Annotated in this window: 14 protein-coding genes; 11 read left to right on the top strand and 3 right to left on the bottom strand. The window is 72.8% G+C overall.

Annotated features, from left to right (window positions below; translation table 11 throughout):
- The first annotated feature begins 2 nt into the window (after positions 1 to 2).
- From DDW44_RS31465 to DDW44_RS31455, 3 genes are read left to right on the top strand one after another with little or no spacing between them, the layout of a single operon-like run.
- Entirely contained in the window at positions 3 to 458 is a 456-nt protein-coding gene (locus DDW44_RS31465; RefSeq protein WP_017949449.1) for an acyl-CoA thioesterase, read from the top strand.
- Positions 455 to 1,000 (top strand): flavin reductase family protein, encoded by a 546-nt coding sequence (locus DDW44_RS31460; protein ID WP_108908675.1) that lies wholly within the window; start codon positions 455 to 457, stop codon positions 998 to 1,000. The genes DDW44_RS31465 and DDW44_RS31460 overlap by 4 nt, the downstream gene beginning before the upstream one ends.
- Positions 997 to 2,346: a cytochrome P450 gene (locus DDW44_RS31455; protein WP_027734925.1), complete on the top strand. Its 1,350-nt coding sequence runs from the start codon at positions 997 to 999 to the stop codon at positions 2,344 to 2,346. Before DDW44_RS31460 ends, DDW44_RS31455 begins: the two co-directional genes overlap by 4 nt.
- A 71-nt stretch (positions 2,347 to 2,417) precedes the next feature.
- On the opposite strand, the gene DDW44_RS31450 is transcribed toward DDW44_RS31455, so the two are convergent.
- Together DDW44_RS31450 and DDW44_RS31445 are read right to left on the bottom strand one after the other, a co-directional pair.
- The gene (locus DDW44_RS31450) at positions 2,418 to 3,194 is read right to left on the bottom strand and encodes a helix-turn-helix domain-containing protein (protein ID WP_108908674.1); all 777 of its coding nucleotides are present in this window, start codon (positions 3,192 to 3,194) and stop codon (positions 2,418 to 2,420) included.
- A 20-nt stretch (positions 3,195 to 3,214) separates the two neighbouring features.
- The gene (locus DDW44_RS31445; protein WP_108908673.1) at positions 3,215 to 4,255 is read right to left on the bottom strand and encodes a ParB/RepB/Spo0J family partition protein; all 1,041 of its coding nucleotides are present in this window, start codon (positions 4,253 to 4,255) and stop codon (positions 3,215 to 3,217) included.
- A gap of 308 nt (positions 4,256 to 4,563) precedes the next feature.
- Between DDW44_RS31445 and DDW44_RS31440 the strand changes: the two genes are divergently transcribed.
- The 8 genes from DDW44_RS31440 (at position 4,564) to DDW44_RS31405 (ending at position 13,144) form a co-directional block, all read left to right on the top strand.
- Positions 4,564 to 5,151, top strand: a complete 588-nt coding sequence (locus tag DDW44_RS31440) for a DUF5987 family protein (protein WP_051077671.1) — start codon at positions 4,564 to 4,566, stop codon at positions 5,149 to 5,151.
- Entirely contained in the window at positions 5,148 to 6,815 is a 1,668-nt protein-coding gene (locus tag DDW44_RS31435) for an FAD-dependent oxidoreductase (protein WP_017949455.1), read from the top strand. Before DDW44_RS31440 ends, DDW44_RS31435 begins: the two co-directional genes overlap by 4 nt.
- Positions 6,816 to 6,917: 102 nt before the next feature.
- A complete protein-coding gene (locus DDW44_RS31430) occupies positions 6,918 to 8,120 on the top strand; it encodes a carboxymuconolactone decarboxylase family protein (protein ID WP_108908672.1) in 1,203 nt (400 codons plus the stop codon).
- Between the two features lie 45 nt (positions 8,121 to 8,165).
- On the top strand, positions 8,166 to 8,975 hold the full coding sequence (locus tag DDW44_RS31425; RefSeq protein ID WP_108908671.1) for a TIGR03084 family metal-binding protein: 810 nt from the start codon (positions 8,166 to 8,168) through the stop codon (positions 8,973 to 8,975).
- Between the two features lie 116 nt (positions 8,976 to 9,091).
- Complete coding sequence (locus DDW44_RS31420) at positions 9,092 to 9,988, top strand: prephenate dehydrogenase/arogenate dehydrogenase family protein (RefSeq protein WP_108908670.1); 897 nt, start codon at positions 9,092 to 9,094, stop codon at positions 9,986 to 9,988.
- Between the two features lie 10 nt (positions 9,989 to 9,998).
- The gene (locus DDW44_RS31415; RefSeq protein WP_244224173.1) at positions 9,999 to 10,250 is read left to right on the top strand and encodes a DUF6059 family protein; all 252 of its coding nucleotides are present in this window, start codon (positions 9,999 to 10,001) and stop codon (positions 10,248 to 10,250) included.
- A 142-nt stretch (positions 10,251 to 10,392) separates the two neighbouring features.
- Positions 10,393 to 11,391, top strand: a complete 999-nt coding sequence (locus DDW44_RS31410) for a class I SAM-dependent methyltransferase (protein ID WP_017949460.1) — start codon at positions 10,393 to 10,395, stop codon at positions 11,389 to 11,391.
- A gap of 109 nt (positions 11,392 to 11,500) precedes the next feature.
- The gene (locus DDW44_RS31405) at positions 11,501 to 13,144 is read left to right on the top strand and encodes a thiamine pyrophosphate-binding protein (RefSeq protein WP_108908668.1); all 1,644 of its coding nucleotides are present in this window, start codon (positions 11,501 to 11,503) and stop codon (positions 13,142 to 13,144) included.
- 122 nt (positions 13,145 to 13,266) lie between these two features.
- On the opposite strand, the gene DDW44_RS31400 is transcribed toward DDW44_RS31405, so the two are convergent.
- A complete protein-coding gene (locus DDW44_RS31400) occupies positions 13,267 to 14,847 on the bottom strand; it encodes a 4-hydroxyphenylacetate 3-hydroxylase family protein (RefSeq protein ID WP_108908667.1) in 1,581 nt (526 codons plus the stop codon).
- Positions 14,848 to 14,874 lie beyond the last annotated feature (27 nt).

Genomic DNA, 14,874 nt, shown 5'->3' with positions numbered 1-14,874 from the left:
CCATGGCGGACGACTACTTCGAGTACCGGCACACGGTCGGCTTCGAGGAGACCAACCTCGTCGGCAACGTGTACTACGTGAACTACCTGCGCTGGCAGGGCCGGTGCCGGGAGCTGTTCCTGCACCAGAAGGCGCCGGACGTGCTGGCCGAGGTGCAGGACGACCTCAAGCTGTTCACGCTGAAGGTGGACTGCGAGTTCTTCGCCGAGATCACCGCGTTCGACGAGCTGTCCATCCGGATGAGGCTGTCCGAACTGGGGTCGACCCAGCTGGAGTTCACCTTCGACTACGTCAAGGTGACGGGCGGGGCCGAGGTGCTGATCGCGCGGGGACGGCAGCGGATCGCGTGCATGCGCGGCCCGAACACCAACACCGTGCCCTCACGCATCCCCGACGGGCTGGCCCGCGCCCTGGAGCCGTACGCCCAGCGGCATGCGCTGACGGGGCAGGCGGCATGAGCACCCTGGCCGCCGCGCCGCCCCGGGACGCCGTCGCCGGCGACCCGGGGCGGCTGCGGCGGGCCCTCGGGGCCTTCGCCACCGGTGTGACCGTGGTGACGGTGGGCGGGCCCGTTCCCCGGGGCATGACCGCCAACTCCTTCACCTCCGTGTCGCTGGACCCGGCCCTCGTGCTGCTGTGCGTCGGCAACGACGCCGTCATGAACCGGACCCTCGCCGAGGCCGACACCTTCGCGGTGTCGGTCCTCGGCGCCGGGCAGGAGGACGTGGCCCGGCACTTCGCCGACCGCTCCCGTCCGCTGGGAGCCGCCCAGTTCGAGGCCGTCGACTGGCTGCCGGGCGAGGCCACCGCCGCCCCCCTGATCGCGGGGGCGGCGGCCCACTTCGAGTGCGCCGGATGGCGGGCGTACGAGGGCGGCGACCACACCATCCACGTCGGCCGGGTCCTCGCCCTGGACGAGCTGCCGGGCCAGGAGCCGCTGGTGTTCCACGGCGGCCGCTTCCGGCGGGTCGCCCCGCAGCCGCGGGGAGGGCGCCCATGAGCGCCCATCCGCCCGGTCCGCCCGTGTGGGCGCTGCCCGGTCTGCTGCGCAAGCTGGCGGTCGACCGGCTCGGCATGATGCGGGACGCGGCCGGACTGTCCGATGCCGTACGGGTCTCCATGGGCCCGAAGAAGCTGTACATCCTCAACCGGCCCGACTACGCCAAGCACGTGCTGGCCGACCATGCCGCCAACTACCACAAGGGCATGGGCCTGGTGGAGTCGCGCAGGGTGCTCGGCGACGGCCTGCTCACCAGCGAGGGCGAGCTGTGGCGGGCCCAGCGCCGGAACGTGCAGCCCGCGTTCAGGCCGGGGCGGATCGCCGCCCAGGCCGGGGCGGTGGCGGAGGAGTCCGGCCGGCTGGTGGAGCTGCTGCGGGGCCGCGCCGGGGACACGCCCGTCGACGTCCTGCACGAGGTCACCGGGCTCACGCTCGGCGTGCTGGGCAGGACCCTCATGGACACCGGCCTCCAGGGGCACGGCGGTATCGCGCACGCCTTCGAGGCCGTCCAGGACCAGGCCATGTTCGACATGGTCACGCAGGGCCTGGTGCCGACCTGGGTGCCGTTCGCGACCCAGCGGCGGTTCCGCAGGGCGCGCAGGGATCTGACCCGGATCGTGGACGCACTGGTCGCCGACCGCGGCGCCCGCATGAGCGAGGGCGACGGCGCCGACGACGCGTTCGCCCGGATGATCCTCGCCGCCCGTGAGCGCGAGGATCCGGCCCTCGGCCGCAGACTCCTCCAGGAGGAGCTGGTGACTCTGCTGCTGGCGGGTCACGAGACGACGGCGAGCACGCTCGGCTGGACGCTGCTGCTGCTCGCCCGCCATCCCCATGTCCGCGACCTGCTGCGGGAGGAGGCCCGCGGCGTGCTGGCGGGCGGCCGTCTGCCGGAGGCCGAGGACCTGCACAAGCTGACGTACACCACCCAGGTCGTGCAGGAGGCCATGCGGCTGTACCCGCCGGTGTGGATCCTGCCGAGGATCGCCCAGGGGCCCGACGAGGTGGGCGGGTTCACCGTGCCGGCCGGGGCCGACGTGCTCGTGTGCCCGTACACCCTGCACCGCCACCCGGAGTTCTGGGACGACCCGGAGCGGTTCGACCCGGGCCGCTTCGACCCGTCCCGGGTGGCGAACCGGCCCCGGTACGCGTACATCCCGTTCGGCGCGGGACCTCGGTTCTGCGTCGGCAGCAACCTCGGGATGATGGAGGCGGTCTTCGTCACCGCGCTCGTCACCCGGGACCTCGATCTGACGGTGGTGCCCGGGCACCGGGGGATCGCCGAACCGATGATGTCCCTGCGGATGCGCGGGGGGCTGCCGATGACGATCCGCCCGGCGGGCTGAGCGTCACACCGGATCGCGATGGGGGCCGGCCACGGCGGACACCGTGGCCGGCCCCCATCGCGATCCCGCGGTCAGCCGGCGATGAGGTCCAGGACGTCGGTCCGCAGATCGAGCAGGGCCAGCAGGATCGGGGGATCCAGGTCGTCCAGCGGGCGCAGCGGTATCTCGGCCGGCATCAGGAGCGTGTCCTCGTGCGCGGTCACCGGTCCGTACGACCCGACGGAGACGACGTCGTCCGTGCCGGTGCCGGACGGCAGGTGCTCGTACCCGTACGGGACGGAGTGCACGAGCACGTACCAGGTGCCGGGCGGGACGTCGGCCAGCTCGAACGGGCCGGGTCCGTCCAGGACGGCGCAGCGTGCCGGCTGCCCCTGCGGGACGGGAGTGGGGAAGAGGCCGACGAAGCAGTGGCCGGGCTCGCGGTCCTCGGGCAGGTGCACCCGGCCGCGCAGCACCCCGTGGGAGCCTTCGGCGGGAGCGTCCCCAAGGGCACCCGGACCGATTTCCGGGGTGAATCCGTCCAGTTCCCGGAACATGCTCGGTGACACGCCGACGCAGGCCTTGAAACGCGAACTGAAGGTGCCCACGCTGCTGTATCCGACCTGGCTGCTGATATCGGCGACGCTGAAATCCGTTTCGAGCAGGAGACGCTTGGCCTCCTGCAGGCGCAGGGCCGAGAGGAAACGTCCGGGGGACGTGCCCGTCACGTCCCGGAACACCCGGGTGAAGTGGAACTTGCTGAACATGGCGGTGCGGGCCATGTCGTCGATGGTCAGTTCCTGGCCGAGATTCGCATGCATTTCGTCGATCACTCGGAGGACAGCGGTTTCGATGGCGGTGGTGGGCACCGTTTCTCCCTGTCGTTGAGTCATGCTCCCTGCCGGGATCCGGAGGCCGCGGGCCGCGACTGGGCGGTGGTCGTGTCGGCCAGCCGGCGCCGGCCGAGGTCCTCGGCGAACCGCTTCCAGGCGTTGGAGCAGTGGAGGGCCAGTTCCGCGACGGTGTCCGTGCAGTGCGGCGGCACCGCGTCGGCCTGCTGCCGCCAGGCCTCGTCGACCATGAAGTGGGTGTGGAGCCAGCGCAGGAAGTGGCGCCCTGACTCGGAGTGCCGCAGCGACGGGTCGCCTGCGAGCCGTCGCAGGGTCTCCAGAGAACCGCGCGTGCGGCTGGACCCGGTGGGGGCGGCGGAGGGCGCGGTGGCGCGCGGGGACGGCGGCGCGGGGCGGTCCGCCCCGGCCGGGGCGGGCGGTGGGCGCCGGCCGACGGCGGACCGGCGGCCCTGGGGCACCGGCGCCTCTCCGCGCAGCAGCCGCTGGCGCACGTCGTGAGCCGTGCCCAGGGACAGGCCCGTCTCCTTGACGATGGCCCGCAGTGGCAGGTCGGGCCGGCTGGTCATCAGTTCCGCGGCCCGGAGCCGCTCGGCGGTGCGGTCGAGGGGATGGGCGCGGCCGTCGGCTCCCGTTCTGATGTTCGCCTGCGGAGAATCCGCGGTCGAACGCGGACGGATCGCGGCGACCGTCTTCGCGTCGAGGCCGGCGTAGCCGGCGACGGCGCGGTCCGAGAGCTCCGGGCGGGAGCGCAGAATCCGCTCGGCGGCGGCCTTGCGGTCGGCGACGGACAGCGGAAGGCCATGGGTGATGTTGGCCGCGACCGCCCGAAGAAACGCTTCTTCATCGGGGCCGTCGAAGTACCGCACGTCCACGGAGGTGAGCCCGTTCGAGGCGGCCGCGGCGAGGCGGTGCATCCCGTCGATCACCCGCATGGTCGCCCGGTGGACGAGGACCGGGGGCAGCGAGGGGTAGACCTCTGCGAGGCGTCGCACATGGTCCGCGTCGACGCCGTTCAGGCGCGGAGAGTCGGCCGGCAGCAGCGCATCGATCCCCACCCGGTGGGTGAAGTGGGCCGGCAATGCGAGAGATCTGTCGTCGCTGTCCACCTCTCCCCTTCCGCCCGGCGAGATCGAGGCGTGCCCGGCTGCCCCCAGAGACTCCGCGGAAGGACCGGCCGCCACGGAGAACAATGCGTCCGGATAGACCATAGTGAACGACCTCTTTTTTTCGAGGGCATTCGGGGGGAGACGGGCCGACTTCGGCTAGTCGCATCACGGAACGGGCGTTCGGCCGAACGCCTCCCGGGTCGGTTGTTTGAAAAGACTCAACAGATCTAGCTTTCTTGCACGCCACCAGGCACCACCAACCGACCCGAGTGGAGGGCGAGTTGCAGACTGCGCGGAGAATTCCCGAACGAAGGGTCGACATCGGCGACGAGGCGACCATCACCCTCGAGGCCTACGCGGACACGATCGTCCCGGGCGCGAAGCGCTGGCCCGGGGACCGGGCGATCGCCGGAGTCAGCTCCGACGGCGGCGCGGTCGCCGCGGGTGCCCTCGACCTGCTGCGCTGGGACGCCACCGGCATCCACGACGGCCTGGAGGACCTGGCCGGCCGCGCCAACGGACACGCCCTCGCATACGCCGAGCGGGCCGGCCTCGAGCTCGACGCGGCCGTGCCGCCCTTCGTCGCCCTCGACTACGACGACCGCGTCCGGCTCATCCAGGAGCTGACCACTCCGGGCCACCCGGAGAAGGACTTCTGGGTCCTGCTCTCGCTGTTCTGCAACATGGCCTTCGACTCCGCCGCACACCTGCACACCGCGCAGGCCCTCGAGGACGGCCACCCGGGCCTGACGGCCATGGGCATCACCCAGCCGGACACCGACGGCCTCTGGCGATTCCAGGACTTCGGTTACGGCCGGCAACTCGCCGCCCCTCACCCCCACACGACCCACTCCGGGAGCCCAGCATGAGCGCCACGATCGAGAAGACCGACGTCCTGGTCATCGGAAGCGGCTTCGGCGGGGCGATCGCCGCCTATCACCTGGCGGCCGGCGGTGCGAAGGTCACCGTCCTGGAGCGCGGGCCCTGGCTGAAGAACGACGAGTTCGAGCACGACTACAAGCTCGGCTCCTCCTACACCCGGATCTTCGACTTCGTCGTCGGCGACGGCATGAGCGTGCTGGGGGGCAACTGCGTCGGCGGCGGCAGCGTCGTCTACTTCGCGGCCATGCCGAGAGCCCCCGAGTTCGTCTTCGACCGGCACGGCAGCATCGGCCGCCGGATGTGGCCGACGTCCGTCAGCCGCGAGACCCTCGATCCCTGGTACGACCGGATCGAGGAGTCCCTCTCGGTCAGCAGGCAGGAATGGAGCGACGCCTCCTACGCGGGCGGGCTGTGGGCGGCCGCCTGCGACCACGCCGGGCGCACCGCCAATCCGCTCGCCGCCGCGATCGACAACTCACGGTGCGTCAACTGCAACTTCATGATGGCCGGATGCCGCTTCGAGGCGAAGCAGTCGCTCACCGTCAACTACCTGCCCGCCGCGATCGCCCACGGCGCGGAGATCCGCCCGCTGCACGAGGTGCAGCATCTGACCCGAACCCCGGACGGCGACTACCGGGTCCACTACAACATCGTCCACGACGAGGACTACCGCCTCCAGAACGGCTCGGGCGTCATCGAGGCCAAGATCGTCGTGATGGCGGCCGGCGCCGGAGCCACCCCGGTGATCCTGCAGCGCAGCGAGGCCCACCTCGGCACGATGCCGCGGGCCGTCGGCCGCTACTTCTCCGGCAACGGCGAGCGGCTCAACACGGCCGTCCTCAACGAGGACAAGGTCGCCGAGATCCTCGGCCTGACCCGCGGGGGCGGGGACCTTCCCTACGGCGCCAACGCGATCGGCAAGGGCCCGACCGTGGCCAGCTGGGACAAGCTCGACGGCTCGCTGCCGGAGTACTCCCGCTACTCCCTGGAGCAGCTCTACTTCCCGCCGGGCCTCGGCACCATCCTCGCCCAGGTGCCCGACGCCACCGGACCGACCTGGTTCGGCAAGGAGAAGAAGGAGATCCTGAGGAACTGGAAGTCCTGGCTGACCATCTTCTGCATGACCGAGGACGACAACGAGGGCGTCTTCGGCCCGCCGCCGGCCACCGGCAACTCCCACCGCATCTCCCAGCAGATGCTCGGCCGCGGAAACCTCTCGTACCGGCCGACGGAGAACACCTGGCACGGCTGGAACCAGGCCGACGCCGACGTGAAGGAGATCCTGGAGAAGGACGGCCTCGCCAAGGTGATGCCCTGGACCAACGACCTGGTCGGCGCCTACACCGTCCACCCGCTGGCCTCCTGCCGCATGGGCGACGACCCGGACACCTCGGCGCTCGACGACACCAACGAACTGCGCGGCCACTCCGGCATCTTCGTCACGGACGGATCCGCCGTCCCCGGCGCCCTCACCGTCAACCCGGCCATGACCATCGCCGCGCTCGCCGAACGGGCCGTGCCGCACATCGTGGCCGCCGCCCAGGACAAGGGCATCGCGGTCGCCTACGGCGCCCCGGCCCCCGCCGGCTACAAGAGCGGACGCAAGGGCGTGCTGCCCCTGCTGAAGCGGAAGCAGCTCGCCGGAGTGTGACGCCTCGCAACGGTTCGTCGGCATCAGTGAGTTGCTTCATCGAACCTTCCATATGACCAGTGGGTTGCTTCACGCAACCAGGAGGAGAACCAGGAGGCCGCGGTGCGACCGCTCGTAAGAATCCTGCTGAGGGGATCCCTCCGGCAGATCCGGCACATCGCGGCCGTCCCGCACGCCGAGGCCCGGGGCCTGGTCGCCGAGGTCTACGCCATGGCACGACGGGAGTTCGGCGTCGTCGCCCCGCCCCTGGCACTGCACTCCCCGGCGCCCGAGGCGCTCGCAGCCTCCTGGCTCCTGCTGCGTGAGACCCTCCTCGCCGAAGGGTGCGTGAGCCGGGCCGCCAAGGAGGCGGTCGCCACCGCGGTGTCCCGGGCCAACGACTGCCCGTACTGCGTCGAGGTGCACGAGGCCAAGCTCGCGACCCTCCCGGGCGCCGACGGCCACGAACCGCTCGCCGACTGGGCGCGCCGCAGCGGCGACGGCCCGGCGGCGGGCGCGCAGCCGCTGCCCTTCGACGCGGCGCAGGCCCCCGAGATCCTCGGCACCGCCGTCGTCTTCCACTACCTCAACCGGATGGTGCGGCTCTTCCTGCCCGACTCGCCCGTCCCCGACGCGGCCCCGGCCGCCGGGCGCGGACCGGTCATGCGGACGGTCGCCCGCGCCATGCGCCCCGACCCGGGCACGGCCGTGCCGCCCGGCGCCTCGCTCGGCCTGCTCCCCGCCGCGCCGCTGCCGGCCGGGCTGGACTGGGCGAAGGCCACCCCGTCCGTCGCGGACGCCCTCGCCCGTGCCGTCGCCTCCGTCGACGCCGCCGCCGAGCGCTGGATCCCCGAGCCCGTACGCGAACTGCTGCACGCCCGGCTCGCCGGGTACGACGGCACCGCGCCCGGCCCCGGCCGCGGCTGGCTGGGGGAGTCGACCGCCGGCCTCACCGACCGGCAGACGCCCGCCGCCCGGCTGGCGCTCCTCGTCGCCCTCAACCCCCACCAGATCACCGCCGCGGACGTCGAGCGGTTCCGCGCGCTCCACCCGGGCGACCGGGAGCTGGTGGAGCTCGCCTCCTGGGCGGCGCTCACCGCCGCGGTCCGGATCGGCACCCGCTTCACCGAGCCGGTACATCTCGACGAGCCGGTACGCCCCAGCGAGCCGGTACGCCTCAGCGGGCCCGTACGCCCCAGCGAGCCCGGACGCCTTGGCGGGCCCACGGGCCGCACCGAGCCCGTACACATCACCGAGCCCACCCACGACACCGAACCCACAGGCTTCACCGAGCCCGTACGCCCCACGGCAACCGCCGGCCCCTGACCGGCGGCACCCCGCATCCGATCCCCGTCGAAGGAGACCACGATCATGAGCACGCTGAACGACGTCGTGAAGGACCTCGCCACCGACATCGAGGAGACCGCCCGCCTCGTCGAGGGCCTGGACGAGCAGGCCTGGCACACCGCGACGCCCGCCCCGGGCTGGACCATCGCCGACCAGATCGCCCATCTGACCTTCATCTTCCACCTGGCCGGCACGGCCGCCTCCGACCCGGAGGGCTTCGCCAAGCTCGCCGCCGGCGCCGCGGGCGACTTCGACGGGGCCGTCAACGCGGCACTGCAGCAGTTCAACGCGTTCCCGCCCGCCCAACTCCTGGCCCGCTTCCGCGCCCTGGGCCGGCAGTCCGTCGACGCGCTCGCCGCCGTCCCCGAGGGCCAGGTCGTGCCGTGGCTGGTCAACCCGCTGCCGCCGGCCGTCCTCGCCTCGGCCGGGATCATGGAGGTCTTCGGCCACGGCCAGGACATCGCCGACGCCCTCGGTGTGCGCCGCGAGCCCACCGAGCGCCTGCGCCACCTGGTGTTCTTCGCCTTCCTCACGCGGGACTTCGGCTATCTGTCCCGCGGACTGACCCCGCCGGCCGACCCCTTCCGCATCGAGGTGACCGCCCCCAGCGGCGAGGTCTGGGCCTTCGGCCCCGAGGAGGCCGCGAACAAGGTCACCGGACCTGCCGAGGACTTCTGCCTGCTGGTCACCCGCCGCCGCCACCGCGACGACCTCTCCCTCGTCGCCACGGGCGAGGAGGCCGACCGCTGGCTGGACATCGCCCAGGCCTACCGGGGCCCCGCCGGCGAAGGCCGCGCGCCCGGCCAGTTCGCCCACCGCCGCTGCGACCACTGAGCGGGCATGGCCACCGCGCCGGCGGTCCCGTGCCGCGCCCGGACCGCCCCACCCGGACCGCGCCGGCGGTCCCGAAGCCCACCAGCCCCGACAGCCGCCCGCCGCCAGGAGGTTCCATGACCGCGACCACGCTGCGCACCGCCCTCGTCATCGGCTGCGGCACCGCCGGCACCTCCGTGGCCCTCGCCCTCACCGGCGCGGGCGTCGACGTGGCCCTGCTCGACGAGGACCCGCAGGCACTGGCCGAAGCCGTGGCCCTCGGCGCCGGGACCGGCTGGACCCCGCGACGCCCGCCCGCCGGCATCGTCGTGATCGCCACACCGCCGTCCGCCGTGGTCGACGTCCTGCACCAGGCGCAGAGCAGGGGACTGGGACACGTCTACACCGACACGGCCGGCACGAAGGAGATCATCTGCGCCGAGGCGGAGCTGCGCGGCTGCGACCTCAAGGGCTATGTGCCCGGGCACCCGCTGGCCGGACCCGACGCACCCGGCCGGGCCGCCGCCGACGCGGGCCGGTTCACCGGCCGGCCGTGGGTCCTCTGCCCGTACGAGACGACGCCCGGCTGGGCGCTGGAGACGGCCGCGGCCCTGATCGGGCTGTGCGGGGCGCGACGCCTGGACCTCGAGCCACATGTGCACGACCGGGTCGCCGCCGAGTTGTCCCACGGGCCGCATCTCGTCGCGGCCGCGCTCGCCACCCGGTTCGCCCGCAGTTCCACCGCGCTCCTGGGGCTGGCCGACGACGCGCTGCGTGACGCCGTCCGCCCCGCGGGCGGCGACCCGTGGCCGTGGGGCGACGTCCTGGCCCACAACGCGGGCCCCGTCGCCGACGTCCTCGACCGCCTCGCCGGCCAGCTCACCCGGGCCGCCGCCGTCCTGCGCGAGGGCGCCGGGTCCGCACCGCTGGAGCTGGCCGTGCTCCTGGAGCAGGGACGGCAGGGGCAGGCGGCGCTGGAGGAGGCCCGCGAGCTCCGCACTCCACGAGATGCCCGCACCGGCGACCGGGTGTGACGGTCGCGTCGTGACAAACGACTCCACCGCACCGCGCCGTGCTCCGGGGCGGTGGCCCGCCTCCGTGCTGCTGCCGGCCAAGCGCCTGATCGGCTCGGCCTACCGGGCCCTCGCCGGCTTCGGCTGGATCTGGATCGGCCGGATGCCGCCGGCCGAGGAGGCCGGCGAGCTCCAGGGCCCGCCTCCCGGGCACCCGGAGCGTCTGCGGAGCACACCCCTGACCTCGGTCGAGCGTGCTCTGGAACGGCGGCTGACGACCTGACCGGCCGGGGGGCCGCGGCATCCCGGCGCGGCCCCCGACGGGCAGAGCAACATCGGAGATGCCCTGGCCACCGAGGGCTTGAAGCATGAAGAACCCAGGGTGACCGACCCCGTGAACCGTCCCGAGGACGAGGTGCTGACCAGTGACTGCTGACATCGCACAGGGCAACGCGCGCGGCATTGCCTCCATCTACAACTCCGCCGTGGCGGCCTGGGCGATCGCCGCCGCGTGGGAGATCGGCGCGCTCGACGAGCTGTACCAGGCGAGGACGCTGGACACCGCGGACTTCGCCGCCCGGGCCGGCCTCGACCCGCAGTCGACCACCGGCCTGTTCCGCGCCCTCGCGGCGGTCGGACTGGTCCGGCGCGCGGGCGCCGTGGTCCACACCCTGGACGGCTTCGACGACATGTACCGCAACAAGTCGTTCTTCCACTGGCTCAGCCGCGGCAGCGCCGAGCTCTTCCGCGAGATTCCGTCCGTCCTGCGCACCGAGAACCGCACGGGCGACTACTACCGCCGGGACGCGGCCGCCATCGCCTACGCCTGCCGCGAGATCGACCAGATCACCTACGCGCCCACCTTCTGGGCCGCCATGGACCGGGTGGACTTCCCCTTCACCCGCGTCGCCGACCTCGGCTGCGGCAGCGGCGCCCGGCTGATGCAGGTCCTCGACCGCTACCCGGGCACCACCGGGGTCGGCATCGACATCGCCGAACCCTCCGTCGACGTGGCGCGGAAGGAGGCGGCCGAGGCGGGGTTCGCGGACCGAGCGGCATTCGTCCAGGGCGACGTGCTGCGGCTGGAGCCCCGGCCCGAGTACGCCGAGGTCGAACTCCTCACCTGCTTCATGATGGGGCACGACTTCTGGCCCCGGGAGAACTGCGTGGCCACGCTGCGCCGACTGCGCGAGGTCTTCCCCGAGGCCCGGCGCCTGCTGATCGGCGACGCCACGCGCACCTCGCTGCCCGACACCGAACTGCCGGTCTTCACCCTCGGGTTCGAACTCGGCCACGACCTGATGGGCACCTTCCTGCCCACCGTGGAGGACTGGGAGTCCGTCTTCGAGGCGGGCGGATGGGAGCTGGTGCGCACCAACCGCATCGAGATGACCGTCGGCGAGGTCATCTTCGAACTCGCCTGATCCGTACGGCACAGGGCCCGGGTGGACGGATGTCCGCCCGGGGACGCGCCGCGTCGCGCGGCGCACGTCCACGACCAGTAGGTTGTTTCATGCTACGCAGGGAGCCTCGATGACCACACTCGCGGAAGCCGTCGGGCAGACCCTCGCCGGCAGCGGCGTCCGGCACGCGTTCGGGGTCGTGGGCGGAGGCAACATCCTGGCCACGGCCGCACTGACCGCGTCGGGTGTGCACTACACGGCGGCCCGCCACGAGGGCGGGGCCATGGCGATGGCCGACGCCTACTTCCGGTCGACCGGCGACGTCGCCGTCTGCACCACCACCCACGGCCCCGGCATCACCAACGCGGTCACGGCCCTCGCGGACGCGGCCAAGAACCGCAGCGGGGTGGTACTGCTCTGCGGCGACGCGCCGACGAGCGGCCCCCGGCCGCACGACATCGACCAGAGCGCGCTCCTGGCCGCGGTCGGGGTGCGCGTCGTCCGGCTCACCGACACGGCGACGGCACGCGAGGAGACCGCCGAGGCGGTACGGACCGCCCGTGGCGGCCGCTGCCCCGTCGCCCTGCTGCTGCCGGGCGATCTGACCGGCCGTCCGGTACCCGGCCCGGTGCGGGCGGCGGCGCCCCCGGCGAACGAGCCGCCCGCCGTCGACGACCGGGACCTGGAGGCGGCGCTCGCCGCTCTGGCCGGTGCCCGCCGGCCCCTGATCCTCGCCGGGCTCGGAGCCTGGCACGCCGGAGCCGGGAAGATCCTGCGGCAGCTCGGCGACCGGCTCGGCGCGCTGTTCGCGACCACCGTCATGGCGGGCGGGATCTTCCGGGAGAGCCCCTGGTCGCTGGGCATCTGCGGGGGATTCGCGACACCGTCCGCGGCGGCCCTGATGGGGGAGGCCGACGTGGTCGTCGCCTTCGGTGCGAGCCTGGACGCCTTCACCCTGCACGGCGGGCGGATCGTCGACCCCGGGGCCACCGTCGTCCAGGTCGACCTCGTCGAGGGCAAACGGGCGCCCCGCGCCGACCTCCTGGTGCACGGCGACGCGCACGCCGTGGCGGTCCGGCTGCTCGACGCGATCGAGGTGCGCGGCCTACCGGTGTCCGGCTGGCGGAGTACGGGTGCGGCGGCCGTCGCCGAGGCGCGGGCCGGCTGGGGGAGCATCGCCCACGACGACGCGTCGACCGCCGACCGGATCGACCCGCGCACCCTGACGAAGGCCCTGGCCGCGCTGCTGCCCGAGGAACGCACGGTCGTGCTGGACGGCGGCCACTTCATCGCCTGGCCCGCGATGTACTGGTGGGTGCCCGACCCGGCGGGGTTCGTGTTCACGGGCGCCGCCTTCCAGAGCATCGGCCTGGGACTTGCGGGAGCGGTCGGCGCCGCCGTGGGGCGCCCCGACCGGCTGACCGTCGCGGCCGCCGGCGACGGAGGTGCGCTGATGGGCCTGCCAGAGCTGGACACGCTGGCGCGGTCGGGGAAGCCGGCGCTCGTGGTCGTCTACGACGACGCGGCGTACGGCTTCGAGGAGCACATGTACCTGCCCCAGGGCGCCGACCCGGCGACGACCACCTTCGCGGACACCGACTTCGCCACGGTGGCCCGGGGGCTCGGCGCCCGGGCTCTCACCGTGCGCCGGCTCGACGACCTCGGCGCCGTACGGGAGTGGCGGGAGGCGGGCTGCCCCGGAACCCTGGTCCTGGACTGCAAGGTGGTGTCCGGGGTCGTCGCCCCGTTCCTGGCCGATCTGCTGCGCGCCTGACGGCCGTAGGAGCATCCAGGTGAGACGCCGGGTTCCCGGCCGTTCCGCCGACCACCGCACCGGGCGAGACGACTCCCGGCCGTTCCGCCGCGCGCTCGCGGCCGGGCCCGGCCGCGGGCGGTTCAGCCGCCGAGCAGATCGGTCCTCGCGTCGCGCAGCCCCTTGAAGGAGTCGAGGTCGGGGACGGTCCAGCCGTCCAGGTCGTACTCGGACAGGCACTGGTCGACGAACGCCTTGTAGTCGTCGATCTGGCCCGTCGCCGTCTGCGCGAACAGCAGCTCGGTGCGGACGTTCTCGTGGTTGCCCGAGTAGTTGCGCTCGTACAGCTCGTGGCGTCCGCCGAACTCCGTGCCCACCGCGTCCCACAGCAGTTTGAGGACCTTGACCCGCTCCACGGCGTCGATGCCGTCGGAACCGCGCACGTACTTGTCCAGGTACGGGCGGATCTCCGGGTTCTTGAAGTCCTCGGCGCTGGAGTTCAGGTAGATGAGGCCGCTGGCGACGTCCTGCTGGATGATCTCCTTGACCCGCGGGTAGCCGATCTGCATGAACCAGCGGTAGGCCATGCCGTACTGCGGGTTGGGCAGCACCGCCCCGTTGCGCCACTGCACCGGGTTGCGCGCGGCCGCGTCCGACAGCCCCCAGAAGAGGTTGCGCCAGGCGAGGACCTCGCCCAGACGGGTCTGCACCCCCCGGAAGTCCTGCGTTCCGGTGATCTCCAGCGCCTTCGCCAGCGCGCCGGCGATGAACTCCAGCTTCACGGCGAGGCGCACGCACCCGTGGAAGGTGAAGCGCTCCAGGAAGCCGGACTGCCCGGAGAACATCTGGATCTTGGCCATGTCCCCGTAGACGAACACGTCCTCCCACGGGATCAGCACCTTGTCCATGACGAGGATGGTGTCGTTCTCGTCCAGCCGGGACGACAGCGGGTAGTCGAAGGGGCTGCCCATGACGGCGGAGGTCGCCGTGTAGGACGGGCGGCAGATCAGCTTCACCCCGGGCGCTCCGGTCGGCACCGTGGCGACCAGGGCGAACTCCTTCTTCCTGACCGGAAGACCGTAGTGCGCGATGAAGTTGTGGTGGGTGAGCGCCGAACCGGTGGCGACGACCTTGGCGCCGCTGACGACCAGGCCCGCGTCGGTCTCCTTCTCCACGTGCACGAAGACGTCCGAGACCTCGTCCGGCGGAAGGCTCCGGTCGACCGGCGGGTGCACGATCGCGTGGTTCCAGTAGAGGACCTTCTCCTGCGACTCGCGGTACCAGCGGCGGGCGTTGTCCGCGAACGGGGCGTAGAAGTCGGCGTTGGCGCCGAGGGTGCCGAGGAAGGCGGCCTTGTAGTCGGGGCTGCGCCCCATCCAGCCGTAGCTCATCCGGGACCAGGCGGCGATCGCCCGCTGGTCGGCCACCAGGTCCTCGGCGCTGTGGGGCGTGGTGAAGAAGCGGTGGGTGTAGCCGCCGCTGCCGGTGTCCGTCGCGGTGGTGAGGACGTCGCGGTGCGCCGGGTCGTGCAGCGCGTCGTACAGGCGTGCCGTCATCCGTACGGGGTTGCGGAACGCGGGATGCGTCGTGACGTCCTTGACGCGGTCCCCGTAGAGGTAGACCTCGCGGTCGTCCCTGAGGCTCTCCACGTACTCGTCGCCCGTCAGAGGACGCGTACGCGACGCCTCCCGGTGGCCTGCCCCGGCGCGCTGCTGATCGGTCATGCGCCTCATCGTGGCAGCCGGCGGCCC

Origin of the sequence: Streptomyces tirandamycinicus (assembly GCF_003097515.1) — a bacterium.
GTDB classification, from domain to species: domain Bacteria; phylum Actinomycetota; class Actinomycetes; order Streptomycetales; family Streptomycetaceae; genus Streptomyces; species Streptomyces tirandamycinicus.
Note: the sequence above shows the minus strand (reverse complement) of the source record. Positions and strands in the feature narration are given on the sequence as shown.

What these genes read in the sequence shown, in the direction of transcription:
- DDW44_RS31465 (WP_017949449.1), top strand. Translation starts at nt 3, where the DNA reads ATGGCGGACGACTACTTCGAGTACCGGCACACGGTCGGCTTCGAGGAG.
- DDW44_RS31460 (WP_108908675.1), top strand. Translation starts at nt 455, where the DNA reads ATGAGCACCCTGGCCGCCGCGCCGCCCCGGGACGCCGTCGCCGGCGAC.
- DDW44_RS31455 (WP_027734925.1), top strand. Translation starts at nt 997, where the DNA reads ATGAGCGCCCATCCGCCCGGTCCGCCCGTGTGGGCGCTGCCCGGTCTG.
- DDW44_RS31435 (WP_017949455.1), top strand. Translation starts at nt 5,148, where the DNA reads ATGAGCGCCACGATCGAGAAGACCGACGTCCTGGTCATCGGAAGCGGC.
- DDW44_RS31425 (WP_108908671.1), top strand. Translation starts at nt 8,166, where the DNA reads ATGAGCACGCTGAACGACGTCGTGAAGGACCTCGCCACCGACATCGAG.
- DDW44_RS31420 (WP_108908670.1), top strand. Translation starts at nt 9,092, where the DNA reads ATGACCGCGACCACGCTGCGCACCGCCCTCGTCATCGGCTGCGGCACC.
- DDW44_RS31405 (WP_108908668.1), top strand. Translation starts at nt 11,501, where the DNA reads ATGACCACACTCGCGGAAGCCGTCGGGCAGACCCTCGCCGGCAGCGGC.
- DDW44_RS31400 (WP_108908667.1), bottom strand. Translation starts at nt 14,847, where the DNA reads ATGACCGATCAGCAGCGCGCCGGGGCAGGCCACCGGGAGGCGTCGCGT.